This is a genomic window from Streptomyces sp. NPDC005863 (genome assembly GCF_042871345.1).
GTDB lineage: Bacteria > Actinomycetota > Actinomycetes > Streptomycetales > Streptomycetaceae > Streptomyces.
The window spans coordinates 166,192-191,951 of sequence record NZ_JBIAII010000010.1 but is presented as its reverse complement, the minus strand read 5'-3'; the positions used below and the strand labels follow the sequence as shown (position 1 = coordinate 191,951).

General features: G+C 71.7%; 24 protein-coding genes and 2 pseudogenes. 14 read left to right on the top strand and 12 right to left on the bottom strand.

What is annotated here, in order from left to right; all coding sequences use genetic code 11:
* Entirely contained in the window at window positions 1-930 is a 930-nt protein-coding gene (locus tag ACFYO9_RS30020; protein WP_355815576.1) for a LysR family transcriptional regulator, read from the bottom strand.
* 164 nt (window positions 931-1,094) lie between these two features.
* Here ACFYO9_RS30020 and ACFYO9_RS30015 point away from each other — a divergent pair, with 164 nt between their 5' ends.
* Entirely contained in the window at window positions 1,095-2,351 is a 1,257-nt protein-coding gene (locus ACFYO9_RS30015; protein WP_358776425.1) for an MFS transporter, read from the top strand.
* A gap of 300 nt (window positions 2,352-2,651) precedes the next feature.
* Here the strand turns inward: ACFYO9_RS30015 and ACFYO9_RS30010 are convergent, their stop codons facing one another.
* Window positions 2,652-4,082: a glycosyltransferase family 39 protein gene (locus ACFYO9_RS30010; RefSeq protein ID WP_358776423.1), complete on the bottom strand. Its 1,431-nt coding sequence runs from the start codon at window positions 4,080-4,082 to the stop codon at window positions 2,652-2,654.
* Window positions 4,083-4,341: 259 nt separating this feature from the next.
* On the opposite strand from ACFYO9_RS30010, the pseudogene ACFYO9_RS30005 reads away from it, so the two are divergent.
* Window positions 4,342-5,081, top strand: a pseudogene (locus ACFYO9_RS30005) (IS5 family transposase).
* 5 nt (window positions 5,082-5,086) lie between these two features.
* On the opposite strand, the gene ACFYO9_RS30000 reads toward ACFYO9_RS30005, so the two are convergent.
* The 5 genes and pseudogenes from ACFYO9_RS30000 to ACFYO9_RS29980 form a co-directional block, all read right to left on the bottom strand.
* Window positions 5,087-6,298, bottom strand: a complete 1,212-nt coding sequence (locus tag ACFYO9_RS30000; RefSeq protein ID WP_358776421.1) for a glycosyltransferase — start codon at window positions 6,296-6,298, stop codon at window positions 5,087-5,089.
* A gap of 239 nt (window positions 6,299-6,537) precedes the next feature.
* Window positions 6,538-7,308 (bottom strand): annotated as a pseudogene (locus tag ACFYO9_RS29995) (MerR family transcriptional regulator); the annotation flags it as partial.
* A gap of 70 nt (window positions 7,309-7,378) precedes the next feature.
* Window positions 7,379-7,612, bottom strand: a complete 234-nt coding sequence (locus ACFYO9_RS29990; protein WP_355815586.1) for a hypothetical protein — start codon at window positions 7,610-7,612, stop codon at window positions 7,379-7,381.
* A gap of 45 nt (window positions 7,613-7,657) precedes the next feature.
* Complete coding sequence (locus ACFYO9_RS29985) at window positions 7,658-8,353, bottom strand: TNT domain-containing protein (protein WP_358776575.1); 696 nt, start codon at window positions 8,351-8,353, stop codon at window positions 7,658-7,660.
* Window positions 8,354-8,639: 286 nt separating this feature from the next.
* The gene (locus tag ACFYO9_RS29980; protein ID WP_358776420.1) at window positions 8,640-9,158 is read right to left on the bottom strand and encodes a hypothetical protein; all 519 of its coding nucleotides are present in this window, start codon (window positions 9,156-9,158) and stop codon (window positions 8,640-8,642) included.
* A gap of 141 nt (window positions 9,159-9,299) precedes the next feature.
* Between ACFYO9_RS29980 and ACFYO9_RS29975 the strand changes: the two genes are divergently transcribed.
* From ACFYO9_RS29975 to ACFYO9_RS29965, 3 genes are all read left to right on the top strand, one after another.
* The gene (locus ACFYO9_RS29975) at window positions 9,300-10,379 is read left to right on the top strand and encodes a hypothetical protein (protein ID WP_358776418.1); all 1,080 of its coding nucleotides are present in this window, start codon (window positions 9,300-9,302) and stop codon (window positions 10,377-10,379) included.
* 108 nt (window positions 10,380-10,487) lie between these two features.
* The gene (locus tag ACFYO9_RS29970) at window positions 10,488-11,555 is read left to right on the top strand and encodes a hypothetical protein (protein WP_355815594.1); all 1,068 of its coding nucleotides are present in this window, start codon (window positions 10,488-10,490) and stop codon (window positions 11,553-11,555) included.
* 338 nt (window positions 11,556-11,893) lie between these two features.
* A complete protein-coding gene (locus ACFYO9_RS29965) occupies window positions 11,894-13,138 on the top strand; it encodes a lactonase family protein (protein WP_358776417.1) in 1,245 nt (414 codons plus the stop codon).
* A gap of 21 nt (window positions 13,139-13,159) precedes the next feature.
* Here ACFYO9_RS29965 and ACFYO9_RS29960 read toward each other — a convergent pair whose 3' ends face one another.
* On the bottom strand, window positions 13,160-13,933 hold the full coding sequence (locus tag ACFYO9_RS29960; RefSeq protein ID WP_358776415.1) for a glucose 1-dehydrogenase: 774 nt from the start codon (window positions 13,931-13,933) through the stop codon (window positions 13,160-13,162).
* 166 nt (window positions 13,934-14,099) lie between these two features.
* Between ACFYO9_RS29960 and ACFYO9_RS29955 the strand changes: the two genes are divergently transcribed.
* The 3 genes from ACFYO9_RS29955 (at window position 14,100) to ACFYO9_RS29945 (ending at window position 16,207) form a co-directional block, all read left to right on the top strand.
* Window positions 14,100-14,945 (top strand): inositol monophosphatase family protein, encoded by an 846-nt coding sequence (locus ACFYO9_RS29955; RefSeq protein ID WP_388666701.1) that lies wholly within the window; start codon window positions 14,100-14,102, stop codon window positions 14,943-14,945.
* Window positions 14,942-15,829 (top strand): ankyrin repeat domain-containing protein, encoded by an 888-nt coding sequence (locus ACFYO9_RS29950; RefSeq protein ID WP_358776413.1) that lies wholly within the window; start codon window positions 14,942-14,944, stop codon window positions 15,827-15,829. Before ACFYO9_RS29955 ends, ACFYO9_RS29950 begins: the two co-directional genes overlap by 4 nt.
* A gap of 90 nt (window positions 15,830-15,919) precedes the next feature.
* On the top strand, window positions 15,920-16,207 hold the full coding sequence (locus tag ACFYO9_RS29945; protein ID WP_355815606.1) for a DUF1232 domain-containing protein: 288 nt from the start codon (window positions 15,920-15,922) through the stop codon (window positions 16,205-16,207).
* Here ACFYO9_RS29945 and ACFYO9_RS29940 read toward each other — a convergent pair.
* The 3 genes from ACFYO9_RS29940 to ACFYO9_RS29930 all read right to left on the bottom strand — a co-directional run bounded on the left by ACFYO9_RS29940 (window position 16,172) and on the right by ACFYO9_RS29930 (window position 18,796).
* Entirely contained in the window at window positions 16,172-16,885 is a 714-nt protein-coding gene (locus ACFYO9_RS29940; protein WP_355815609.1) for a DUF2470 domain-containing protein, read from the bottom strand. The genes ACFYO9_RS29945 and ACFYO9_RS29940 overlap by 36 nt on opposite strands.
* 169 nt (window positions 16,886-17,054) lie before the next feature.
* Window positions 17,055-17,711: an MBL fold metallo-hydrolase gene (locus ACFYO9_RS29935; protein WP_358776411.1), complete on the bottom strand. Its 657-nt coding sequence runs from the start codon at window positions 17,709-17,711 to the stop codon at window positions 17,055-17,057.
* Window positions 17,711-18,796: an S-(hydroxymethyl)mycothiol dehydrogenase gene (locus ACFYO9_RS29930; protein ID WP_355815615.1), complete on the bottom strand. Its 1,086-nt coding sequence runs from the start codon at window positions 18,794-18,796 to the stop codon at window positions 17,711-17,713. Before ACFYO9_RS29930 ends, ACFYO9_RS29935 begins: the two co-directional genes overlap by 1 nt.
* Before the next feature lie 84 nt (window positions 18,797-18,880).
* On the opposite strand from ACFYO9_RS29930, the gene ACFYO9_RS29925 reads away from it, so the two are divergent.
* The 4 genes from ACFYO9_RS29925 (at window position 18,881) to ACFYO9_RS29910 (ending at window position 22,680) form a co-directional block, all read left to right on the top strand.
* A complete protein-coding gene (locus ACFYO9_RS29925; protein ID WP_358776409.1) occupies window positions 18,881-19,657 on the top strand; it encodes an ABC transporter permease in 777 nt (258 codons plus the stop codon).
* Window positions 19,658-19,668: 11 nt separating this feature from the next.
* Window positions 19,669-20,157 carry a glutathione peroxidase gene (locus tag ACFYO9_RS29920; protein WP_355815620.1) on the top strand — a complete coding sequence of 163 codons (489 nt, stop codon included), beginning with the start codon at window positions 19,669-19,671 and terminating at the stop codon, window positions 20,155-20,157.
* A 245-nt stretch (window positions 20,158-20,402) separates the two neighbouring features.
* Window positions 20,403-21,605 (top strand): serine hydrolase, encoded by a 1,203-nt coding sequence (locus ACFYO9_RS29915; protein WP_358776408.1) that lies wholly within the window; start codon window positions 20,403-20,405, stop codon window positions 21,603-21,605.
* 22 nt (window positions 21,606-21,627) lie between these two features.
* A complete protein-coding gene (locus tag ACFYO9_RS29910; RefSeq protein WP_358776407.1) occupies window positions 21,628-22,680 on the top strand; it encodes a Gfo/Idh/MocA family oxidoreductase in 1,053 nt (350 codons plus the stop codon).
* Window positions 22,681-22,688: 8 nt separating this feature from the next.
* Here ACFYO9_RS29910 and ACFYO9_RS29905 read toward each other — a convergent pair whose 3' ends face one another.
* Window positions 22,689-23,102, bottom strand: a complete 414-nt coding sequence (locus tag ACFYO9_RS29905; protein ID WP_355815628.1) for an SsgA family sporulation/cell division regulator — start codon at window positions 23,100-23,102, stop codon at window positions 22,689-22,691.
* Between the two features lie 457 nt (window positions 23,103-23,559).
* Here ACFYO9_RS29905 and ACFYO9_RS29900 point away from each other — a divergent pair, with 457 nt between their 5' ends.
* Window positions 23,560-24,093 carry a cupin domain-containing protein gene (locus tag ACFYO9_RS29900; protein WP_358776405.1) on the top strand — a complete coding sequence of 178 codons (534 nt, stop codon included), beginning with the start codon at window positions 23,560-23,562 and terminating at the stop codon, window positions 24,091-24,093.
* 64 nt (window positions 24,094-24,157) lie between these two features.
* Window positions 24,158-25,708 carry an ATP-dependent DNA ligase gene (locus ACFYO9_RS29895; RefSeq protein WP_358776403.1) on the top strand — a complete coding sequence of 517 codons (1,551 nt, stop codon included), beginning with the start codon at window positions 24,158-24,160 and terminating at the stop codon, window positions 25,706-25,708.
* The last annotated feature ends 52 nt before the right edge of the window (window positions 25,709-25,760 follow it).

Genomic DNA, 25,760 nt, shown 5'->3' with positions numbered 1-25,760 from the left:
TCACCGCGCCCAGGCGGGGGTCCAGGTTCCGGCCCCGTCGTCGGCTTCCCTCGCGGCACGGAGATGACCCCGGAGCGCCGTCAGCGCGGGGTGCAGGTTGTCGGCGCGCCAGATCAGGGAGTGCGGGTAGACCGGCGTCGGATCGTGCAGCACGATGCGGCGCAGGTCGTCGTCGGCGGGCCAGACGAGACGGGTCTGCTGCCCGACCAGGGTGGCGAGGCCCGGGGACTCGGCGATGGTGTCGAGGAGCGGCTCGGTGCCGAAGTCCGGTCCGGTCGCCTCGATGGTGAGACCGAACGTGTCGGCGAGCGCCTCGTAATAGGCCGCCCATTCGGTCCCGCTGACGATGCCGGGCATCCAGATGCGGTGCCCGGCCAGTTGGTCGGGGGTGACCGCACGAGCTCCGGCCAGGGCGTGCCGCGGTCCGGTGAGGAGCTGGATGGGCTCGTCGTGGACCCGCTCGGCCTCGATGCCGTCGGGCAACTGGCGCACGGGCCGGGTGACGGCGCGGAAGGCCGCGTCGATGGTGCCGGCCTTGATGGCGGCGACGGCAGCGTCGGCGTCGAAGAGCGTCACGACGTCGAGCGGGGTCTCGGGAAGTGCGCGGTGGAAGTCGCGCAGCAGGTCGGCGGGTGCGAGCCTGCGGCCGATCACGTCGACGCGCAGCGCGCGGCTGCCGGGCCGTACGGAGGCGGCGGCGCGCTCCTCGGCCTGCAGGAGGTCTCGGGCGTGGGGCAGGAAGGCCTGTCCGTCGATGGTGAGGACGACGCCGCGCGAGGCGCGCGTGAACAGCCGTACCGCCAGCTCCTTCTCGAGCCCCGCGACGCGCTTCGACACGGCCTGCTGGGTGATCGCCAGATCCGCGGCGGCGCCCTGGAACTGGCCGGCGTCCGCGGCGACGACGAAGGCGCGCACAGCATCGAGATCCATGGCCGCCACCCTAAACAGATCCGCGGGTCGGTCGGGACTCCCCACAACCGTCGGTTGTGGCGTGTGGGCGGATCGGTTGTTTGATCGGCCGGCGGGTCGCCCGCTTGGATGGCACCCGGCGACGCGGGGTTGTCCGGTGAGATGGGTGCGGGGAGCGGCGAGGCATGACGGGCAGGCGAAGCTTGGGGCGGCGGTTCGGGTGGCTCTGGGCGGCGTACGCGGTCAGCTCGTTCGGGACGCGGCTCGCGTTCGACGCGTTCGCCATGATCGCGATCCTGGTCCTCGACGCGGGCACGGCTCAGGTCGCGCTCCTCGCGTCCGCGGGTCTCGCGGTGGGGGCGGTGGCAGCGGTGTCGCTCGGGCCGTGGGTGGAGCGTCGCCGCAAGCGGCCGGTGATGGTGGCGATGGACCTGGTGCGGTGCGCGGCGCTGCTGAGCGTCCCCGCCGCGTTCGCGCTCGGCGCGCTGGGCTTCACCCAGCTCCTGGTCGTGTCGGTGGTGGTCGCCGCGGCCGACATCACGTTCGGGGCGGCGAGCGGCGCGTATCTCAAGGCGCTCGTACCGCCGGAGGATCTGCTGGTCGCCAATGGCCGGCTGGAGTCGACGACCTGGACCGCGACCATGCTGGGACCGCCGCTCGGCGGGGCCGCGGTCGGCCTTTTCGGCCCCCTCCTGACCGTGGTGGCCGATGCCGTCAGCTATCTGCTCTCGGCGGTGGGGCTCCGCGCGATCGGCCCGTCGGACCGCGACGAGCCGCGCCCGGTCCGCACCGGCGAGGCGCCCCGGCTCCGCGCGGGTGACCTGCTCGACGGCTGGCGGTTCATCCTCGCCGACCCCGTGCTGCGCCGGCTGTTCTTCAACACCGTCCTGGTCAGCGGCCTCATCATGGCGGCCTCGCCGCCGCTGGCCGTCCTCATGCTCGGCCCGCTCGGCTTCGCGCCGTGGCAGTACGGCCTGGCGTTCGCGCTGCCCTGCGTGGGCGGCCTCATCGGCTCACGGCTGTCCCGGCCCCTGGTCGCCCGGTTCGGACAGCGGACGGTCATGCTCACCGCCGGCACGTTGCGCGCGTGCTGGTCCGTCGGGCTCGCCTTCGTCGGCCCCGGTCCGGCCGGGCTCGTACTCGTCGTCGTCCTGGAACTCGGGCTCATCACCAGCATGGGCGTCTTCAACCCGGTGTACGCGACCTACCGGCTCGCGCAGACCCCGACGGACCGGGTCGCGCGCACGCTGTCCGCCTGGTCGGTGAGCAGCAAGGCTAGCGTCGCCGCCATGACCGGCCTGTGGGGAGTGCTCGCCGGGCTCACGGGCCCGCGCACGGCCATCGCCGTCGCCGGTCTCCTCCTGCTGGCCACCCCGCTGTTGCTGCCGCGGGGCAGGCGGTGGGCGGGGCGGGAGGCGGCGGTCGGGGTTCCGGCCGAGTAGGACGGCGGCGCCGCGCTCGCTCTCGACCGGGCGGCGCGGCTCGGCCCCAGCCTCGACCAGGAAGGCGCCGCTCAGCCTCGGTGAGAGGCCCTGGGCTTGGGCTTGGGGCTTTCTGACAAACGAGGTAGTCGGGTGCGGATAGGTGTCGTGTGGTGGAGCCCGGTCAGGTAGCGGAAGGCGAGTTTGTCGCGGGTTGCGATGGCACAGAATCGCTTGAGCCCGGTCGAAGCAGCTTTACGACTACGTTGCGAGCCTCGTATGGATCACGGCCGAAGGCCAGTGGGCTGCTTGCTGCTGGCATCACTGAAGTGTCGTAGACCTGTGTCTGACTGAGTCGCACGAGCGACGTTGGTAGACCGTGACCTGGCGGCCGTGACCTCTCGATTCTGTGCAACGAACGAACTGGTCGGCGAGGACTTGCCGTTTGACTCGGTCTCGGCCTGTCGTGGGGGTAGACATCTGATCGTCGCTGACAACGATGATGCGGTCCGCGGCCAGCATGGCATCGGCAATCTCCCGCGGCGACCTCTCTCGTCCGTACAGGGTGCCCGAAGCATACGGATCTTGGGCCAGCGCAACGTCTCTGGTATCGGTGAACGCGGTCGGCGAGACGAGGGCGGTGTCCCGACGCGCCGCGGGTATGTACAGGACCGCGTCTCCCGGCCCACGCGCGGCCGCAACGTCGTGGGCCGTGAACAGGACGTCGTCAATGCGGCTGCCCGCGCTGCGCATCGATATCTGAACCGGAAGCAGGCCGACGAAGGTGATGACCAGGACCGCTGCACCGATGCGCTCGGAGGATGCCTGAAAGCGCTTCGCCAATCCCTGGCAGGCTCCCCCGATGAGCAGCGCGAGTCCCAGGTAACTGAAGAGGATGTACCGAGTCTGGTAGACGGGCTGAGCGAATGACACTGCCAGGAGAAGGAGCGGCGGAAGGACGAGGAGCGGCAGGGCGACGGCTATGAGTGTGGGTTGCGGGCCATGAGCAGTGCGGTCGGCCGTCTCGGATCGAGCAGCCCCCGCGCACGCCAGCCCTGCGAACAGGGTCAGGAGTAGGCCGAGGAGGGTACTCGGCTTGACCGAAGGTATCCAGGCGATCTGTTGGGATTGCGTCTGGCTTGCGACGATGAGGGGCGAAGCGCACAGCACCACGGTGCAGGCGGTGACCGCCCAGCGTCGAGCAATGGCGCTTGCCGGTCTGGCCATGACGATGGTGCCCGCGTGCGCGGTCACCATCAGGAGCGAGAACCAGTTGAGCAGCGCCGCTGTCAGCGCAACGGCGCCGTACGCTGCCCAACGACCTGGGGTCGGCTCGTCAATCGCCACAACAAGCAGCCAAGTGGCCAGGGCCGCACAGAGCATGACCAACGCGTACGGGCGTCCCTCTTGTGCGTACTGCTGAACGGCAGGGATAAGAGCGAAGGACAGGCCGGCCGTGAGTCCCGCATACCGGCCTGCCAGGCGAGACCCCACGAGGACGACCACCGCAGCGGTGCACGTGGTGGCGATGACAGAAGGCAGGCGCAGCGTGTAGAGACTGTCTCCGAAGAGCTGGAAGACGCCGTGCATGAACAGGTAGTAGAGACCATGAACGACGTCAATCTGCCCCAGCATGCCCTCGAGCTGGGGCACGGTCCGGTGGACCGCCGCCCACGTCGCCGCCTCATCACGCCACATGCTGTTCTCGCGGGCGATCCCCCAAAGACCGAGGACCAGCGTCAGGGCTGACACGCACAGCACGTGAAGGCGCGGTTGTGGCACGGCGGAACTCGAAGGCATGGGGACTCCAGGAAACGGGCATCAACGCGCCGCTCCGATCACGGCTGCAAGCAACGCTAGAGTCAGGAATGATCTTGATCGCCCCCTGCCGGGACGAGTCCCGACGTCCCTCACAAGTACCGGGATGCCCCCGCATCACCGCGGAGTCGTACATCTCAAGTACCGGGCCGCACGCGACGAAAGAGCCAGGCGCCGCCTGTTGATTGATCTTGTGGTGAGTCGCGGTGAGCTGAGGAACGCGGCAAGGGAGCGGATTGCGCCGCTGTTGCCTGCCGGTGACGGGCGGGGCCGCCCGTGGCGGGATCACCAGCACGTGATCAACGCGGTGTTGTCGCGGTTGTGGACGGGGGCGCCAAGGCGAGACCGCTGGTGACCGCAAAAGGGGGGCGGCGACGGAGCACGAATTGGATGATTTGGAACGCACGCAAGCTGGTCAAGCACTCGGCCGATCACGCGGCGGGTTGACCCCCAAGGTCCACCTTGCCTGTGACGGCCGGGGCCTGCCCCTGGCCGTTCTCGTCACACCGGGCAACGTCAACGACTCCACCGCCTTCGAAGAGGTTCTGAACGCCGTGAGAGTGCCGCGGACCCGCGTTGGTCGGCCACTCTGCAGGCCCGGTGTAGTGATTGCCGACAAGGCGTATGCGTCACGGGGCATCCGTCAGTCGCTGCGGCGCCGGGGTATAAGGGCGGTGATCCCGGAGAGGGCGAATCAGAAGGCCAACCGGATGCGGCGTGGCCGTGCCGGCGGCAGACCACAGGCCTTCGACCGTGGTCTCTACAAGGCCCGCAATGCAGTGGGAACGCTGCTTCAACCGGCTTAAGCAATTTCGTGCCGTTGCGACCCGTTTTGGCAGACTCGCCGTCCGCTACCGGACCGGACTTCACCTCGCGGCAATCATCCTCTGGCTCCGCGAGCCCCGACCAGCTCGTGTGTCAGACAGGCTCTAGGGGCCCTAGGCCAACCGCTCGACCGCCTTCAGCACGTGCCCGGCGCCGTCCTCCGCTGCCATGGCGTGGGCGAGACGTCCCGCGGAACGCGCGTACGTCTCGTCTCGGACCGCGCGACCGAGGGCCTCCGCGAGACGGGGCGCGGTCAGGTCCTTGAAGGGGATGGGGGCGGTCGCCGCGCCGAGGGCGGCGAGACGGGCCGCCCAGAAGGGCTGGTCCGCCGTGACCGGGACGGGGACGGCGGGGATGCCCGCGCGCAGCGCCGCCGCCGACGTGCCCGCGCCCGCGTGGTGCACCACGGCCGCCACCTCGGGGAAGAGCAGGGCGTGCGGCACCTCATCGACCGTCAGGATGTCGTCGCCGGACGCCGCGAGACCTGCCCGCCCCGCCTGCAGCACGCCGCGCAGCCCGGCCGCGCGCAGGGCCGACACCGCGAGCTCGCTCAGCCGTGCGCCCTCACCGCCCGCCATGCTCCCGAAGCCGATGAAGGCCGGAGGCGGCCCCGCCCGCAGAAAGGCGTCGAGTTCCGGCGGCAGGGTGGTCTCGCGGTCGTGGTACGGCCACCAGTTGCCGACGACGTCGAGGCCGGCGCGCCAGTCCGCGGGCCGGGGCACCACGGCCGGGCTGAACCCGTGCAGCACCGGCCACCCCGCCCGCTCCTGCCGGGCGCGGACCGTGCCCGGCGCGGCGGCGGGGAGCGAGAGGCGGGCGCGCAGGTCGCGCACCGCGTCGGCGTAGACGCGGTCGACCATGCGCAGTGAGAAGCCCCCGAGAGCTCGGTTGCCGAGGCCTCCGAGCGAGCGCGTACCGCCGACCACGGGCGGGAAGGCCCGGGTGGGGTGCGCCGGTTGGAGATAGGCCCCCAGCGTGGGGATGCTCATCGCCTCGGCCAGCTGCCAGCCGAGCGGTGCGGTGGTCGTGGAGAGCACCAGCAGGTCGGCGCCCCGTACGGCCGCGTCGACGAGTCCGCCCCCGAGCTCGCGGACGAAGCCTGCCGCGGCGCGCATCAGCTCCTTGCGCCCGTCGGCGCGCCGCTGGGCCTGCGTGTCGGCCGGCAGCTCGCGGAACCGCAGGCCGGCGGCCTCGACGAGCGGCGCGAAGGTGTCGTGGGTGGCGAGCGCGACGTCGTATCCGGCCTCGCGGAGCCGGGCGCCGAGACCGGTGTAGGGGGCGACGTCGCCGTACGAGCCGGCTGCGGCGATCAGAATCCGGGTCATCGGCTTCCTCCGGGGCTGAGGGCGGGGTCGGGGGCGGGGCTCGTCGCGGGTGCGGGGCTCGACGAGGGTGCGGGCCTCGACCCGAGTCCGGGGCCGGAGTCTGGGCAGGGGCCTAGGCCTGGGTCGTCCACGGAGCTCGGCGCGGCCCCGGCCGACCGGCATGCCTCAACCTCACCTTTAGCGTGAGGGTTGACCTCAGGTTCAGGTCGAGCGTGCGGGCTCACCCCGCTCGCGTGACGTCCCGACCGGTTCTCCGCGTTGGCGTGTACGGCGGTACGGAGATACGCGGCGAGCCCTTGGCGCTGCTGGGGCGGCGGCACGACGAGGGCGAAGGCCCGGGGGTCGTCCGCGAAGTCGTCCGCGATGCGCTGATGCATCTCGGGCGGGCAGGGCGTGAACCACCGGGCGATGTGCTGCCGGTGGGCTTCCGCCACGTCCCGGGCCCGCTCGCTCTCCGCGGGCTCCCCGGCGTCGAAGGCGGCGAGCAGTTCCTCGCGCCACCGCGCGGCCTCGCCCATGAGCCGCGCCCAGTCCTCCTTGGAGTGCGCGGCGGCGCTCGCCATGGCCGCCCGATGGCCCGCGCTGTCCTGCCACTTCAACTCGGCCTCGGTGGCGTAGCTCAGGTCGAAGGTGATCTCGCCGAACACCTCGAACCGTTCCTCGGGGCTGAGGCGCACCCCGGTCTGCTGCACCTCCATGGCCCGTTCGGCCACCTTCACGAGCCGCTCCAGCTTGCCGATCTGCTCGCGCAGCGACCGGCGTCTCGCCTTGAGCTGGGCGAGGGCGTTGGCCTGCGGGTCGGCCAGGATCTCGGCTATCTCGTCGAGGGCGAAGCCGAGTTCGCGGTAGAAGAGGATTTGTTGCAGCCGCGCCAGATCGGCGTCTCCGTAAAGACGGTATCCGCCGGGGCTGCGCTCGCCGGGCGTGAGGAGCCCGGCACGGTCGTAGTGGTGCAGGGTGCGGACGGTGATGCCTGCGAAGCCGGCGACCTGACCGACGGTGTAGCTCATGGATCTCGCCTTTCGTCGACGTTCAGCCTGCAGCCTGACGTGACGTGAGGGTCAATTCCGTGTGTACGAGTTATACGAGCTGACGGAGCAGCTGGTCGCAGGCCGCCGCCTCGTCGTCGTGCCGGGCGAGGGGGTGGTGGGCGCCCCGCTCGTACGTACCGACCTCCCACTCCCCTCCCTCGACCCTGCGCAGATAGACGAAGTCAGGGGGTGTGGGCGCCGGTTCGTGGACGCCCTCGATCCAGTAGTAACCGTCGGCGACGTGGGCGTCGCGCAGGGCCGCAGCGAGTTCTCGGACGTCCACGGGCCGCTCTCCGTTGCTCCGGGCCCTCGCCCGGTTCTCGTGGACCTAGGCGCGGGCGGGCTTGAGGTAGCCGTGGTCCAGCAGCCACTTGACGTTGAGGCGCTGTCCGTCGCCGGGGTTCAGGAAGGTCGGGTCCAGCTTGATCTGCCGGCCGCCGCCGGGCTGTGCGAACCAGGGGGCGATGCTTCCCTGCCAGACGCGGAACGGCTTGGCCACCTTGTAGACGTGGTAGTCACAGGTGAAGGCGGCGTCGCGGGTGTTGAGGTTCTGCGGGGGCAGAGCGCGTGCGGCGTAGGAGTCTCCGGCGGGCGCGAGGTATCCCCCGTACTCGGAGCCGAAGCGGTCGAGCCGCTCGCCGCGCCGCAGACGCTCGGGGTGCTTGTCGACCTTGCCGTCGACGGACCCGAAGCCGTCGTTGGGCGGGTACTTCCAGCTGCCGGTGTCCGCGGGACCCTCCCAGTACTTCTTCAGGAAGTCCTTCGACGAGAGCTTCCCGGTCCGCTTCCAGTGCTTCAGGAGCGGTCCCACAGGGCGCTGCCCCGACCTGGGAAGCCAGGCCGGGCCGAGCCGTGAGTCACCGTGGAACTCCCCCGTGCAGGGCTCGTGCGCGGCGGCCGCACCCACCGGGGGCGCGGGCACGACGGAGGCCGCCCCGACAGGAGCCGAGGCGCTCGCGGCGGGCGCGGCCGCCATGACACCGGCGACTCCCAGCGCGGCCAGAACGGTACGGATCCGGATCACACGGCTGTGCTCCACTCGGCAACTCCTCGTAGGTGTGCGTGCAGTCGACATAAATCGATCGCACACCGTATACGCACGATCGCTCTCAGTGTCCGCAAGGGCGGCCTCCACTCCTTCGTATGGCGAGAACCGGACCCTGGAGGGGGAGTTCCCCTTCGTGGTGGTGCCAGGCTGGGCAATGGGTCAGGCGCGCGTGGACTCCGTCCCATGCCTGGGGTGCTGGGCAGGCGAACATTCCGTACCGGCCGCAAGTACGAGGTTGGTTCGACCGATCGGGCAGCAGCGCTCAGCGGCGCAACTCGTGGCGGACGTAATCCGGGTGGGCCGCATCGACCTCGATGCGGTTCTCGTCCAGGCCGTTGACGATTCGCAGGCAGCCGTCGGCGAAGGCGAACTCCACCGCCACCGTGCCGGCCGCCAGGTCACGTTCCTCCGGCCGCCACTCGAGGAGCGTGACCTCTCGCAGTTCCTGGCCTACGAACGGTTCGAGGCGGTCATCTCTGTGGGACCAGTAGGGCGTGAGCTCGAAAGACTCCCAGCCGGTGATGGTGGCCGCGGTCTCGATCGTGTTCCAGTCGATCGAGAGTTCGTCGAGCTTCCAGTGGCAGACCTCCACCTGGATGCCGTCGAAGGCCAGCACCACCGGACACTCGGCGTACCAGTCGCCGTCCTCGACGAACCGCACCAGTGCGAACCCCGTCAGCCGTCTGCCAGCCAGCGCCGCCAGGCGCGATCCGTGCGCCTGTTGAATCGCGTCGACCCCCGTCAGGTATGACGGCTCGAAAAAAGAGATGCCCAAGTCCACAGCCTGTGAGTCTCCCGGGCTTCAGGTCAGTCTGTAAATAAGGACAAGGGACACCGGGCGCGGCCGGAACTTATGCGGGCTTTAGAGTTGCCTCGGACGCAACGGAAGTTGCGGGGAACCACAGGAGCAACGGGGGTTGCAGTGCAGCGCGCAGAACGCCGGATCACGACCATCGCCGGAGCAGGCCTCATCGCCCTGCTGCTGGCCGGCTGCGGGGATGCGGACCCGGCCGACGGCCACCGCGACGACAAGCCGAAGACGGACAGGGCCGCCTCCGCCGGCACGCCCCTGCCGCTCGACACCGCCGCGCGACAGGCGAAGTACACCGACAGCGACGAGAGGGCGGTCGACCTGAAGGTCGCGCCCACCTCCGTCAAGCGCGGAACGACCGCTGATGTCGCGCACGTTCACCTCGACGACGACGTGAAGGGGATGGTGCCGCACTACCTGACCGTGTCCGTCACCAACACCGGCACCGACACCGTCGACGCGGGCGCTGCCACCGACCAGTTCGCGCTCGTGCTCGCCGACGGCACCCGCGGCCGGACCATGTCGTTCTACAACAGCAACCCACTGGCATCACCCGGCACCGGTCCACTGGAAACGTGCAACGGCACCAAGGCACCCGTCAAGCTGCCCCCGGGACAGACCGCCACGGGCTGCCAGGTCGTCATGCTGCCCAAGGGCGCCAAGCCGTCCGCCGTCTCCTACAGCGACGACGCGGGCACCCGGACCTGGAAGGTCAAGGGCGGCGACGACGCGGACAGCGGCCTCCTGCCCGTCGGCAAGCCCGCCAAGACGACGTGGAGGGACGTGCACGACAAGGACTTCCCCCTCACCGTCACGCCGAAGAACGTGCGCAAGGTCGGCCCCGAGGCACTCGCCGGCTACGACCTCGACGACGACCAGAAGAAGGCGGACTTCTACTTCGTCACGTACGAGTACCGCAACGACGGAACGACCAAGCTGTACCCGGACATGGACGAGGCGGTGGTCCTTCGGACCGAGGCCGGCCGGACGGTGGAGAAGATGACCCTGCTCTCCATGGGCAGCTCCGGCCCCAAGGGATGCGAGTCCGCCGTGCCCTACGGCATGGTCCCGGCCGGCAAGACGGTGCGGCAGTGCGGTGTCTACCTCCTGGGCAAGGGCGACAAGCCCCTCACGGCGACCTTCACGCCCAGCGCCAAGGGAGCCCGGACTCTGACGTGGAAGACGTCCTGAACATCCTGAGCGGTCCCGTGCTCCAGAAACCGGACGGTGTTCGAGTACGTCCTGAGGGTCGATAGGCTCGTTCGTTGTTTTGTTGCACCGCACGCACACGGGGGATGCATGAGCCAGACGCTCTACAAGGAACAGTCGTGGAATCCGCTGGCGCGGACCGTCGAGCTGACGGACGAGGAACTGCGACGCGGCGGCAAGGTGACGCCGCTCGGTGAGTTGAACCTGCCGGCCATGGCCGAGGCGTTCCTGCGGGGACACTGGCTCGGCGGCGGCGGTACGGAGCGCCCGCTGGACCGGCTGCCCGCCGACAACGGCGTCGTCCCGGTCACCCGCGTCACCGGCACCACCGTCCCCGTGAAGGTGCGCCGGGCGGCCGAATTCACGCAGGAACTGGGCGCGTTCGCGGTACGACACAGCGGCGGTCCCGCCCAGCTGAACGCCCTGGCCGAGCAGGCGCGGGCGACGGGCGTGCCGTTGTGGATGGCCCGACGGTACGCCGACGGGCCCGCCGGCCCCATAGCCGTCGCGGTGGACCGCCGCCTGGTGCGTGTGGACGTGTGGGGGCCCGACGCTCCCCCCGTACGGATACGGGCGCCCCGCGGGCTCCTGCCCAGCACCGCCGACCAGAGTCAGGGACTGCGGATGGCCGTCGGTGACGTACGGGCCTCTCTCGTCCTCAAGAAGAAGGTGCGCAAGTCCAAGAGCTTCGCGCGGGTGCAGCTGCCCCTCGGCGTCTGGACGCTGCGCCGGGAGAACTCCACGAGCTCCTGGCTGCTGCGCGACGACCGGCGGGTCGCCTTGCTGGAGCGGCCGCCGCGCCGCCCCGACCTCGACCCCGACGCGGTGCTGCTCCCCCTCTCCCCCGTGCGCCACGAGAGCGCGGACCCGCTGGACGCCGTCATGGCCCAGGCCTTCGCGGTCGCCTTCGGCCTCGGCAACACCACGGGCACGGCCCGCTTCCGGATCCGGCGCCCGCAGTCGAGCAGCGGCGAACCCATCGCCGCGGACCACGCCTGGGACCGCCCCTGGTTCAGCAACCTGGGCATCGGCGGCGACGACAACGAGCCGGGCGGCTCGGACGGCTGGGGCTCCGACGGCGGTGACGGCGGGGATGGCAGCGACGGTGGCGGAGACGGGGGCGACGGTGGCGGTGGGGATGGGGGCGGCGGGGACTAGGGGGAGCGGGCTGAGCGGCGGGGACTAGGGGAGCGGGCCGAGCAGGGGCGCGGCTCTCAAGGGTGGGTGCGCGCCGTTGGTCGGCGGCTGTGGATCTCCGTTCCGCCGAACCGGTCGCCGCCCCGGTCACCTCGACCATCTCGGCCACCCCGATCACCAGCCGCCCCCGGCCGCCAAGCCCTCGGACCCCGCCGCCTCTCCCCCTCCCGCTTAGTCCGCACCCGTTAGTCCACCCGGCCCCCCACCGAACGCGACAGCCTCGTCCCCCTTGCCCCTCCCCCCTCGTACGCGACACTGTGTCTGCCACATCCGTCACCATCGACGCACGAGGTGCAGGCATGAACAGCGGAGCAGGGTCGGATACGGGGGACGGGAGCGGTCCGGGGCGGCGGCGGTTCGTCGGAGGGCTGCTGGGCGCGGCCGCCGCGGGTGCGCTGTCCTCCGTATCGGCCTGTGGCTCACCAGCACCGCCGGAGCAGCTGCGTCCCGACCGCACCCTCCGCACCGCGGCCTCCTCGACGGGTCGATCGAGTCACCGGCCGCGCAGCACGGGGCAGTTGTTCCTGGGCACGTACACCTCGCAGCAGGGAGGTGGTCGGGGCATCGGCCTGGCGACGTACGACGACGCGACCGGTCACGTCACCGTCACCGGCACACTCACCGGCGTCCCGGACCCCTCCTACCTGGCGGTGCACCCCTCGGGCCGCACCCTCTACGCCGTCGACGAGCGCGAGAAGGGCGGCGTCACCGCCGTCGCGCTCTCCCCCACCGGTGAGCCCGAAGTCCTCGGCACCCGGGACACGGGCGGCGCCGGCCCCTGCCACCTCTCCGTGCACCCCGGCGGGCGCTGGCTGCTCAGCGCCAACTACGGCTCCGGCAGCGTGGCCGTCCACCCCATCGCGGAGTCCGGCGCGTTGGGCGAGCGCACCGACCTGGTCACGCACTCCGCGCCACCGCCGGGCCCGGGGCAGGACGGCCCGCACGCGCACCAGATCAGCACGTCCCCGGACGGCCGCCACGTCCTCGCGGTCGACCTCGGCAACGACACCGTCTACACGTACCGGCTCGACGAGAAAGCGGGCACGCTCCGCCAGGTCTCGTACGCGAGCCTGCGACCGGGCGCGGGCCCGCGCCACCTCACCTTCCACCCCTCGGGGCAATTCGCCTACCTCGCCAACGAGTTGGACGACACGATGGTCGTCTGCGCGTACGACCCCGCCACCGGCCGCCTCACTCCGGGCGAACCGCAGTCGACCGGCACCGGCGAGGGCACCAACTACCCGGCCCAGATCGTGGTGACCCGCGAGGGGCGCTTCGCGTTCCTCGCCAACCGCGGGCACAACAGCATCACGCGCTACGCGATCGAAGGGGACGGAGCGCGACTGCGACTCCTGGACACGATCTCCGTATCCGGGGACTTCCCCCGCCAGCTCGCGTTCTCCCCGTCGCAACGGCTGCTGTTCACGGCGAACCAGAAGTCGAGCTCAGTGAGCGTGTTCCACGTCGACGCAGCGAGCGGCGAACTGCGCCTGGCGGGCAAGCCGTTCGCAGCCCCGATCGCGGTGTGCGCACTACCGCTCTGAGCAACGGGGTGGCAGCGCCCTTCAGTTGGACGTCAACCCGCCGTCCACCGCCAGCGCCGCCCCCGTGGAGAACGACGCGCGGTCGCTGCACAGCCACAGGGCCGCCTGGGCGATCTCCACCGGCTCGGCCATCCGCTTCTGCATCTGCCGGGCGACGAAGGCCTCTTCGAGCTCCGGCCTGGCCTCGACGACCTCGCTGATCATCTCCGTGCGCGTGGTGCCCACGACGAGCGTGTTGATGCGGATGTCGTGCGCGGCGTACTCGGCCGCCGCGGCCCTGGTCATGCCGAGCACGGCGTGCTTCGCGGCGACGTACGGCACCGGGGCGCCGGTGGCCACCATGGCCGCCGTGCTCGCCGTGTTGACGATCGCGCCCTTGCCGGCCTCCAGCATCACCGGGATCTGGGAGCGCAGACAGTTCCAGGTGCCGCGGACGTTGACGTCCATCGTGCGGTCGAAGGTCTTCTGGTCGAGCTTGTGCAGCGGCTGCAGGTCCTGGCCCGCGTAGCCCGCGTTGTTGAACGCCGCGTCCAGGGCGCCGAAGTGTTCGCGCGTCGCGTCGACGGCGCGCTGGACGTCCTCGGCCACCGAGACGTCGCCCACGCTGACCGCCGCCTTGCCGCCCGCGTCGTTTATTTCCCGGGCGATGCGACGCAGTGTGTCCGCGCGGCGCGCCATCAGGAGGACCGCCGCCCCCTCGGCGGCGAACAGGCGGGCCGCCGCCTCACCGATTCCGCTCGACGCACCCGTGATCATGACGGCCTTGCCGGCCAGCAGTCCATTCGTTTCGGTCATGGCGTGATTAAAGCCGCTGCGGCCGCGGACCGCACCCCTCGGTGATCATGAGATCTCCCACAATGTCCCACAGAGCTCCACCAACCGTCGCAGAACTTCACGGTCGGCCACAGAAGCGCCACATCCTCTGACCGGGGCCCGAGTTCGGCTCGCTATCCTGCCCGGCGTGATCAACTCAGCGGCGGCACACGCCACATCAGGGGTACACGCGACATCAGGGGACACCGACGTGGCGACGGCCGCCGCACGCGCGGGCGCTGACGTGGTGCGTTCCCTGTACGGCCGGCAACTCACCCGCATCGACAAGGGCGCCGGCGACTTCGCCACCGCCGCGGACGTGGCGACCGAGAAGGCGATCCTCGACGTCATCCGTGCCGCCCGCCCCGACGACGGGGTGCTCGGCGAGGAAGGCGGACAGCGGGGTGGCGCCGACGCCGCACGCCAGTGGCTGGTGGACCCCTTGTGCGGCACCCTGAACTACGCCGTCGGCAACTTGCTCGTGGCCGTGAACGTGGCGCTGCGCGACGGTCCTGCCGCGGTGGCCGACCCCTTCGGCGGCGAGGTCTTCTTCACCGACGGCACGACCGCCCGGGTGCGGCACGAGGGCGTCGAGGCCCCGCTGGCCCCCTCCGCCGCGACCCGCCTGGTGGACGTCAACCTGGACCCGCCGTTTCCGGGCGCGCCCGGGTTCCGGGGCGTGGATCTGCTGGCCCACCCCGAGTTCGTGGCACGGTTCCGGCCGCGCGTCGTGTCGACCACGCTGGCCCTGGCATGGGTCGCCGCCGGCAAGCGCGCCGCGTACGTCACCGACGGCGGTGACCTCTCGGAGAGCGTCCACTTCGCCGCCGGCATCGCCCTGTGCCGGGCCGCCGGCTGTGTCGTCACCGGAATCGACGGCCTTCCCGTCGGCGATGGGGGCCGGGGCCTCGTGGCGGCGGCCGACGCCGAGACGCACGACCTCCTGATGTCGATGATGCGCGACCTGTCCGCGAGCCGCGGAATCGGAGGGTGACGTCCGTGCGTCGGGCCGACGAGGGGCTCGGCACGCGGCTCGTGGCTGCGGTGCGTGCCGGGGAAGTCGAGGCGGTGCGGCGCCTGTTGGAGTCGGGCACCGATCCCGATACGAGGACCGCGGACGGGTTGCCGGTGCTGTGTCTCACCGTGGCGGGCCACGACCCGGCGGTCGCCGAAGCGCTGGTGGAGGCGGGAGCCGACCCCGACCGGCCGTTGCCGGACGGAACCACCCCTCTATGGCGGGCCGTTGACGGCGGCTCTCCGGCCGTCGTCGCCGCCGTACTGGGCAAGGAACCGCGACTGCGGCTGCCGGCGCCCGCCCGCGAGCGGCTCGTCGCGCTGGCCCGCCGCCGGTACGAGGAGGGAGTGGCCGCCGAACTGCGGCGCAGGACCGGCGCGGCGGGGTCCGCCGTCACGGAACGGGTCATGGACGACGCGTACGACTGGGTCGAACAGGTCACGCTCGGCGGACTCACCCTTCGATCCGGGCACGGCGCCATCCTGACCTCGCTCGAGTGGGCCTTCCGCATCCTGACGCCCGTGGACGAACTCGTCGACCGTGCGGTCCGCGCGCCCGACGAGGACCACGTGGACTGGTCGGCGGTCTGCTGGATCCTCGCCGAACGGCCCAGCGACGAGACCCGGTCGGCCGTCGTGGCCCACCGCCACCACCCCGATCCGGTACACCGCCGGTTCGTCGCCGACTACCTGCGGCGGAAGTCGTTCGTCATCACCGGCAGTCCCCGCCACGCAGAGCAGGACGCCGAGCTTCTGACCGCCTGGGCCGCCGAGGAGACGGACGGCGCGCTACTGGCCAAGGTGCTGGAGGCGCTCACCGAGTACGGCCACCCCGGCCAAGCGGGCGTCCCGCGGGGCGCGTGAGGCGGGGCGAGGTGTGTGGGTTCGGCGCCTCGGTCAGCCCACCGTCAGCTTGCGGGACGCGAGGCCTCCGGGTGATTAACGTACGGGGGTATGAGCACGGATCTGACCGCACTTCTCGTCGGCGCAGCCGTTCTGGTCGCCGCGACCCTCGCCGTCGCGGTGGTACTGCTCGTCCGTCTCGTCCGGGCCCGGCGCGCGCTGCGCAGAGCCGGGCTTCCCGTCGAGCGGCAGTGGGTGTTCTGGGCCGCGATCGCCTATCTCGTGCTGCCCACCGATCTGTTGCCGGATCCCATCTTTCTGGATGACATCGGGGTGCTTGTGCTGGCCCTGCGGGCGATGGGGTCAGCCTCCGACGGGCCGGCCGCGCCGCGCGGCTGACAGGCGCGCCTTCATCAGGAGTGCGTGCATGCACTCCGTCACCTGGGTGACGTCCTCCACCACCTGATGGAACGGCAGCCGCACGTCCGCCTGGCCGCGGGCGCGTTCGAGGCGCAGACAGATGCCGTGCATGTCGATGGCGAGCGGGCGCACCCGCACCACACCCTGCAGGCTGTCCGGGCCGATGAGGCGGGTCAGCTGCTCGACGGCGTCCGGATGGGCGTCGGCGAGGTGGGTGAGCAGGCGCGACTCCGCCTCGGCGAGCGGGTCGGGTACGGACAGGGCGAGCTCGTCGAGCTCGATGCCCTGGCGCTCCCCGGTGGAGTCGTGCAGGACGGCGCAGGTCGGCTCGAAGATGAGCTCCTCCCCGTCGTACGAGAGCGACCCGGACAGCCACAGCCGTGCGCGGATCCGGTCCCTGAGCGGCACCGGCGCGACGTCGGCGAACTCGACCAGGGTGGACGGTTCACCGCGGGGCGCGCAGATGAGGGCGGCGGCGAGCGCGCTGTCCTCGGGCGGCGACAACCGGATCCTGCCGTCCTGCGTGACGCTGTGCGCGCCCACGAGTTCGTCCCTGCCGATCTCCGTGGTCACCGCGCATGACCAGGCGGTGGCGAGCACTGAACGCGCCCGTACCGCCGCTGAGGGCACGGTCGTGCTGCTGTGACGGACACCCATTCCCAACCTCCATTAGGTAAGCCTTGCCTAACTTATCCGAGATCGCGGAACAGGGCCAGTACGCGACCCGGTACGACGCATGGCCCCGCGCGGCGAACCACGCGAGGCCATGCGATGTACGTCAGTGATGTCCGTCGGAGGAGCAGACGGTCGAAGAGCGGACGGAGCGTCAGTGCCCGCGGGCGATCCACTCCTCCAGCTGCGGCGCCTCGGCACCGACCGTCGTACTGTCGCCGTGGCCCGTGCACACCACCGTCGCCGGCGGCAGGGTCAACAGCCGCTCCTTGATGGACTCCACGATCGTCGGGAAGTCGCTGAAGGAACGGCCCGTCGCACCCGGGCCTCCGGCGAAGAGCGTGTCGCCGGTGAAGACGGTGCCGAGGCCCGGGGCGTGCAGGCTGACCGCGCCGCGGCAGTGACCGGGCGTGTGCAGGACCTTCAGGACCGTGCCCGCGACGGCCAGTTCCTGGCCGTCGTGCAGCTCACCGTCGGGCGCGCGGTCGGGATGGGTCAGCTTCCACAGTTCCGTGTCGGCCGGGTGCAGCAGGATGGGGGCGCCCGTACGGTCGGCGAGCGCGGGCGCCGCGTCGACGTGGTCGTCGTGGGCATGTGTGCAGACGATCGCGATGAGCCTGCGCTCCCCCACCGCCTCCGCGATGGCGTCCGCGTCGTGCGCGGCGTCGATGACGAGGCACTCGCTGTCGTCCCCGACGATCCAGACGTTGTTGTCGACGTCCCAGGTGCCGCCGTCCAGCGAGAACGTCCCGGAGGTCACGAGGTGGTCGACGCGCGGCGCGCGACCGCCCGATGTGGTCCCGGCCGCCATCAGAACACCACCACCGAACGGAGCACGTCGCCGTGGTGCATGCGCTCGAACGCCTTCTCCACGTCCTCCAGGGCGATGGTCTCCGTGACGAACGCGTCCAGGTCCAGACGGCCCTGCCGGTAGAGATCGATGAGCATCGGGAAGTCGCGGGACGGCAGGCAGTCCCCGTACCAGCTCGACTTGAGCGCGCCGCCGCGCCCGAAGACGTCGAGCAGCGGCAGCTCGATCTTCATGTCCGGGGTCGGCACCCCGACCAGGACGACCGTGCCCGCCAGGTCGCGGGCGTAGAAGGCCTGCTCGTACGTCTCGGGGCGGCCGACCGCCTCGATGACGACGTCGGCGCCGTTGCCGCCGGTCAGCTCGCGCACGGCCTCGACGGGGTCGGCGGAGCGGGAGTTGACCGTGTGCGTGGCGCCCAGGCTCTTCGCCGTCTCCAGCTTCTTGTCGTCGATGTCCACGGCGATGATCCGGGCGGCGCCCGCGAGCCGGGCGCCCACCACCGCGGCGTTGCCGACGCCGCCGCAGCCGATGACGGCGACCGAGTCGCCGCGGCCGACGTTGCCGGTGTTGATGGCGGCGCCGATGCCCGCCATCACGCCGCAGCCGAGGAGCCCGGCCGCGGCCGGCGAGGCGTCCGGGTCGACCTTGGTGCACTGCCCCGCGGCAACGAGGGTCTTCTCGGCGAAGGCGCCGATGCCGAGCGCGGGCGAGAGCTCGGTGCCGTCCGCCAGGGTCATCTTCTGCCGGGCGTTGTGCGTGTCGAAGCAGTACTGCGGGCGGCCGCGCAGACACGCGCGGCACTGGCCGCACACCGCTCGCCAGTTGAGGATCACGAAGTCGCCGGGGGCGACCTCGGTGACGCCGTCGCCGACCGACTCCACGACGCCCGCGGCCTCGTGCCCGAGCAGGAACGGGAAGTCGTCGTTGATGCCGCCCTCCCGGTAGTGCAGGTCGGTGTGGCAGACGCCGCACGCCTGGATCTTCACCACGGCCTCTCCCGGCCCCGGATCCGGGACGGTGATCGTCTCGATCCGTACCGGCTCGCCCTTCGCGCGTGCGATCACGCCCCGCACCTGCTGCGCCATGACTCCAGCCCTTCTCTCGCTGCACGTCTTACCCACCCATCGTTACAGGTCGAGCACTCCGGCAGGGCGATCTAGGGTGAGCCCGTGCGCAACCTCGCCGCCCAGGCCCTTCTGCCGGTCAACACCGCGCTCGCCGTGGCGCTGCTCGTGCTGCTGCTGGCCGCCGCGACGACGGCCGCCGTCTTCCGGCTCGCCCCGGACGGCTCGCGCGGCCGGGCGCGCGAGATCCTGGTCGCCGGGGTCCGCGCGAGCGCCCAACTGGCGGTGGTCTCCCTGGCGATCGGCTGGGTGGTGCACCACACGCCGGCGCTGTTCGGGTTCCTGCTCCTGATGTGCGCCGTCGCCGTCCGCACCGCGGGGCGGCGGGTCACGCCGAACGGCACGTGGTGGTGGACGGTGCTGCCGATCGCGGGACCCGTCGTGCCGGTGGTCACCGGCCTCGCTCTGGCCGGCCTCGTTCCCGTACGGGGCATCGCCATGATCCCCGTGGCGGGCATCCTGATCGGCGGGGCGCTCACCGCGACCGTCCTGGCGGGGCGCCGGTCCCTGGACGAACTGCACACCAGGCTCGGCGAGTTCGAGGCCGGCATCGCCCTGGGCCTCGACGACCGCGACGCCCGTCTGGAGGTGATCCGCCCGGCCGCGTCGGACGCGCTGCTCCCCGGCCTCGACCAGACCCGCACGGTCGGCCTGGTCACCCTCCCCGGCGCGTTCGTCGGCATGCTGCTCGGCGGCGCCTCGCCGGTCCTCGCCGGCGCCGTGCAGCTGTTCGTCCTGATCGCCCTCATGGCGGTCCAGGCAGTCGCCGTGGCGCTCACGGTCGAGCTGGTCGCCCGGGGCAGGCTGCACCGCGAGGCGTAGGCTCGGTCACTATGTCTGTCTACGAAGAAGAAATCGGCGCCCTGCAGGGTGGCCCCGCCGACCTGCGCCAGTACGAGGGCAAGGCCGTCCTGATCGTCAACGTCGCCTCCAAGTGCGGGCTCACCCCGCAGTACGCGAGCCTGGAGCGGCTGCACGAGCAGTACGCGGGGCGCGGGTTCAGCGTCCTCGGCGTGCCCTGCAACCAGTTCATGGGCCAGGAGCCCGGCACGTCCGACGAGATCGCCGAGTTCTGCTCGGCGACGTACGGCGTGACGTTCCCGATGACGGAGAAGGTCGACGTCAACGGCGGCGACCGGCACCCGCTGTACGGGAAGCTCGTCGGCACGGCGGACGCGGAGGGCCACACCGGTGACATCCGTTGGAACTTCGAGAAGTTCCTGATCGGCCCGGCGGGTGACGTGGTGGCCCGCTTCTCGCCGCAGACCGAGCCCGACGCGCCGGAGCTCGTCGCCGCCGTGGAGAAGAACCTGCCGGCCTGATCCACGCCCGCCGGGTCCGGAACCTTCGGCCGTCGCGGGTACCGGACCCGGCGACGGCCGGGACCGCCGCGGTGCATCGAGCATCGGGCATCGGGCCACCGCCCCGTCGTACGCCGCCCGGCTCCCAGCAGCGCGAGGCGCCCCGGGCCGGCCCCGACCGCAGGTGACCGGGCTCCCGCCCCCGCATACATCCAGCCGGACCAAGCCGATCTGCGGACTTCGGATGGCGCTCATACGGTGACTGAATGGTCATCAGGTACCTTCCGCGCCCCTCCTCCGTACGCACCGCGGCCCTAGCGCTCGGTGCTCTGGTCCTCCTGTCCTCGCCGGCCGCCGCCACCGACGTCCCGGCCGAACCGGCGCCGCCGCGGCCCCTGCCCGCCTACTCGTCCGCCCTCCTGGACCGGCCCGGCGTCCAGGTCAGGCCGGGCCCCGGCGCCCCCGGTCTGCCGAGCAGCGTGTCCGCGCTCGCCTGGGTGGTGGCGGACGCCCAGACGGGCGAGGTGCTCGCCGCCCGGGACGCGCACCGCCAGCTGCCGCCCGCCTCGACGCTGAAGTCGCTCTTCGCCCTGGCGACGCTCCCCCGTCTGGACGCCCGGATGCAGCACGTCGTCGACGAGCACGAGCTGGAGGACATCGGCGAGGGCAGCAGCATGGTGGGCGTGGCGGCGGGCCGCACCTACCAGGTGTCCGATCTGTGGCGCGGCGTCTTCCTCAGCTCGGGGAACGACGCGGTGCACGTCCTCGCGGGGCTCAACGGCGGCCTGGACACGACCGTGCGGCAGATGCGCGTCAAGGCCCGCGAGCTCGGCGCGCGGGACACCCACGTCGTCTCTCCCGACGGTTACGACGCCCCGGGCCAGGTCTCGTCGGCGTACGACCTGGCGGTGTTCGGGCGGGCGGGGCTCGCCGACCCGCAGTTCGCGAGCTACTGCTCGACCCGGACCGCGAAGTTCCCGGCGGGCGGCTGGTCGTACCCCATCCAGAACACCAACCGGCTGCTGACCGGCGCGGACGGCGTGACGCCCTACCCGGGCCTGCTCGGCGTGAAGAACGGCTACACCAGCCACGCGGGGTCCACGCTGATCAGCGCCGCCCAGCGGGACGGCCGCACCCTCGTCGTGACGGTGATGAACCCCCAGGCGGGCGGCGGGCGTGCCGTGTACGAGGAGGCGAGGTCGCTGCTGGACTGGGGGTTCGCGGCGGCCGGCAAGGTGGGCCCGGTCGGCTCGCTGCTGCCGCCGCCGAAGGCGGACCGGACGGGGCCGCAGCCCGCGCACGCCGCCGGCAAGGCCGCCCTGAGCGCGCAGTCGGACGACTCCGACTGGCCCGCGATGCTGATGGTCGGCGCGGGCGCGGCAGCCCTGCTCGCCGGCTGCGTCGTGGTGGTCCGGCGTCGGGCGGCTACGGTGGCCCGACGCACGCGCGCGGGAGGCCGCGGCGACTGATCGGGCATCGGGAGGGCGTCGGATGGGCGAGTTGCTGGGGGTGGCCGTCCTCGGGGCCGGCCACATGGGCGCCGACCATGTGCACCGGATCGGCACGACGGTGGGCGGGGCCCGGGTGGTCGCGGTCGCCGACCCCGACGTGGCGCGGGCCGAGGCGGCGGTGGCGGGGCGCGCCGGAGTGTCCGTGCACCGGGATGCGGCGGCCGCGCTGGCCGCTCCCGGGGTGGACGCGGTCCTGGTGGCCTCGCCGGAGGGGGCGCACGAGGAGGCCCTGCTCGCGGCCTGTGCGCGCGGCCTCCCGGTGCTCTGCGAGAAGCCGCTGACCCCCGACTCGACGTCGGCGCTCAGGATCGTGGAGGCCGAGGCCCGGCTGGGCCGCAGGCTGATCCAGGTGGGGTTCATGCGCCGGTACGACACCGAATACGCGGACCTGAAATCCCTGCTGGACTCCGGGCGGCTCGGCCGCCCCCTGCTGCTGCACTGCCGCCACCGGAATGTGTCGTCGCCGCCGCACTTCACCTCGTCGATGCTGATCAGCAGCTCGGTCTCACACGAGATCGACGCGGCGCGCTGGCTGCTCGGCCAGGAGATCACCGCGGTGACGGTGGTGCGTCCGGCGCCGTCTGCGGACGCCCCGCGCGGGCTGCTCGACCCCCAGCTGGTGATCTTCGAGACGTCCGGGGGCGCCGTCGTCGACGTGGAGATCTTCGTGAACAGCGGATGCGGTTACGAGGTGCGGTGCGAGGCGGTCTGCGAGCGGGGCAGCGCCGCGCTGGGCGACGCGCACACGATGGTCGTGCGGGAGTCGGGGCGCGCGCAGGAGGAGGTGACGCAGGACTACCTGGTGCGGTTCGCCGACGCGTACGACCGTGAGGTGCGGGCGTGGGTGGCCGCCACCCGCGAGGGCCGGGTCACGGGCCCGAGCGCGTGGGACGGATACGCGGCGGCGGCCGTCGCCGAGGCCGGTGTGGCGGCGCTGCGCACCGGCGTGCGCACCGCGGTGGATATGAGCGAGCGGCCGGCGCTGTACGCCGCGGGAGTCCCCGGCGCCGCGCCCGCGCTGCCGTCGCGCTGATCGCTCACTCACACACCGCCGAGCAGCCGCGACAGACCGCTGTCGAGATCCATGCTCTCGTCCTCGGCGCCCGCGGGCACCACGCCGTACGACCGCACCAGGAAGCGGCGCAGCACCATCGTGTCGAACTGCACGAGGGCCAGTCCCTGGTAGGCGTGGAACTCCAGGACCGTCCGGGCCCGCCCGCACGGCCAGATGTGCACGTCACCGCCGCCCGCCGGGGCGCTGAGCCCCTCTTCCAGAAGCTGACGGGCGAAGATCCAGGTGACCTCGACGCCGTCGAGCGATGCCTCCGCGGGGAAGATCATCTGGACGGCCAGGGGGTCTTCCGCCGAGTAGCGCAGGACCACGGCCAGCCCACGTTCGCGGCCCTCGGGGGTGACGAGACGGGCGCGTACGTGCTGTTCGAGGGTGACGGCCATGGTCGGGCTCCACTTCTGGTGCTGCATGTCTCGGCGGTGCGGTCGCGGGTGCTCCTGTGTCCTTAGGACCCGGGACAAAGGGCTCTCATTACGCAAATCCGCCGACAAATCCATGTGACCTGCATCACTCACCTTTCAAGATTCGGAACGTCTGCCGTCCGGGTGCCCGCCACAGGCGCCTGCACGCGTCTCCCTGAGCAACATCACCCTCGCCGAACGGCGACCTCGCGACCGCTCCGGCGAGACCCTTGGAATACCGGCCTCCATTTCCCTCCTCGTCACCCGTCGGTGATCGTCTCGGTCAAATGTCCTAGGACCCACGGCCTCCTCCCGACCCCCTCCGGGATCAGTCGCGGGCCCGATGCCGCCCACCCGGCGCGGGCGGCACGATGCCGGTGCAGAGCCGCCCACGGGCCGGAGGAGCCGGCCGGCGGGGGGCCCACCGAAGGAGCGCGTCATGTCGTACCCGCGCGATCTCTCGTATCCGCAGCCCCGCTACCACGGCACAAAAGGCGAGGTGAACGCCTCCTTCCGCACGGCCGGCACACCGGCGGAGATCTCCTCTCCCGGCGGATCCACGCACTACCTCGCCACCCATGCGTCGACCGGCGGCGAGTTCGGTCTGTACAAATCGGAGCTGGCCCCACGCTCCGCGGGGGCCAAACCCCATTTCCACCGGGCGATGTCCGAGTCCTTCTACGTCCTCTCCGGCGAGCTGGAGCTCTTCGACGGCGACAAGTGGGTGACGGGCCGGGAGGGGGACTTCCTGTACGTCCCCGTCGGCGGTCTGCACGCCTTCAGGAACGTCACGGACGAGCCGACGTCCATGCTCATGCTCTTCTCGCCGGGTGCCCCGCGTGAGGAGTACTTCGAGCGGGTCGCGGAGATGTCGCGACGCGGCCCCGAGGAGCTCAAGGAGTTCCGCATCCGGCACGACAGCTACTTCACCGAGGACTTCGACGGTCCCGAGGGCTTCGACGACTTCGAATAGGAGGACGGCGGACGCAAGTGAGGGCGCACATGCGCCGTGCCCGGCGCCGGTGCAGGATGGCCCCATGCTGCTTGCCCGGCTCGCGGACGTGTCCAAGGAAGTGGCCGCCACCTCGGCGCGGTCCAAGAAGATCGCGCTGCTCGCCGAGTTGTTCCGGGCCGCCGAGCCGGACGACGTGCCCATCGTCATCCCGTACCTGGCGGGCAGGCTTCCGCAGGGGCGGCTCGGCATCGGCTGGAGCCTGCTGAAGGACGCGGGCCCGCCCGCCGACGAGCCGACGCTGACGGTGCGCGGCGTGGACGAGTCCCTCACCGCGATCGGCGCGGTGTCCGGCGCCGGGTCGCAGACCGAACGCAAGCGGTTCGTCGGCGCGTTGATGGGCGCCGCCACCGCCGACGAGCAGCGGTTCCTGATCGGCCTGCTCACCGGTGAGGTGCGCCAGGGCGCGCTGGACGCGGTGGCCGTCGAAGGGCTCGCGCTCGCCACGGAGACCCCGGCGGACGCCGTGCGGCGATCGGTGATGCTCGCCGGCTCCGTCAGCCCGGTGGCGCAGGCGCTCCTGTCGCGCGGCGCCGAGGCCCTTGACGAGTTCCGTCTGACCGTGGGCAGTCCCGTGCTGCCGATGCTCGCGCACAGCGCCGCGTCGGTCGCGGAAGGCATCGACAAGCTGGGGGCGTGCGCCGTCGAGGAGAAGCTCGACGGCATCCGCGTCCAGGTGCACCGGAGCGGGGACGACGTCCGCGTCTACACCCGCACCCTGGACGACATCACCGACCGGCTCCCCGAACTGACCGCCGCGGCGCTCGACCTGAAGGGGACCCACTTCATCCTGGACGGCGAGGTCATCGCGCTGGGCGAGGACGGCAGACCGCGGCCGTTCCAGGAGATCGCGGGGCGCGTCGGCTCGCGCCTCGACGTGTCCGCCGCGGCGGCCGGGCTGCCGCTGTCCCCCGTCTTCTTCGACGTCCTGTCCGTGGCAGGACGGGATCTGCTGGACCTGCCGTTCACCGAGCGGCACGCGGAGCTCCAGGCCCTGGTGCCCGAGCCGATGCGGGTGCGGCGCGCGCTCGTGAGCGATCCGGGCGACGAACGGCTGCGCGGCGAGGCGCAGGAGTTCTTCGAGGCGACGCTCGGGCGCGGCCACGAAGGGGTCGTCCTGAAGGGGCTCGACGCCCCCTACAAGGCGGGCCGCCGGGGCGCCTCCTGGCTGAAGGTCAAACCCGTCCACACCCTGGACCTGGTCGTCCTGGCCGCCGAGTGGGGGCACGGACGCCGCACCGGGAAGCTCTCCAACCTGCACCTGGGGGCGCGGCGGCCCGACGGCACGTTCGCCATGCTGGGCAAGACCTTCAAGGGGATGACGGACGCCATGCTCGCCTGGCAGACCGAGCGCCTCCAGGAGCTCGCGGTCGAGACCAGCGGTTACGTGGTGACGGTGCGGCCCGAGCTCGTGGTGGAGATCGCCTACGACGGTCTGCAGAAGTCCACCCGCTACCCGGCGGGCGTCACGCTCCGCTTCGCCCGTGTGGTGCGCTACCGGGAGGACAAGTCCCCCGATGAGGCGGACACGGTGGACACGGTGCTGCGCGCGGGCGACCGCGGCCCGGCCTCCTGACGTGTGACCGCGCGTAACCCGTGATCTTGTGCCGCGTTAGTCCGCGCGGGGT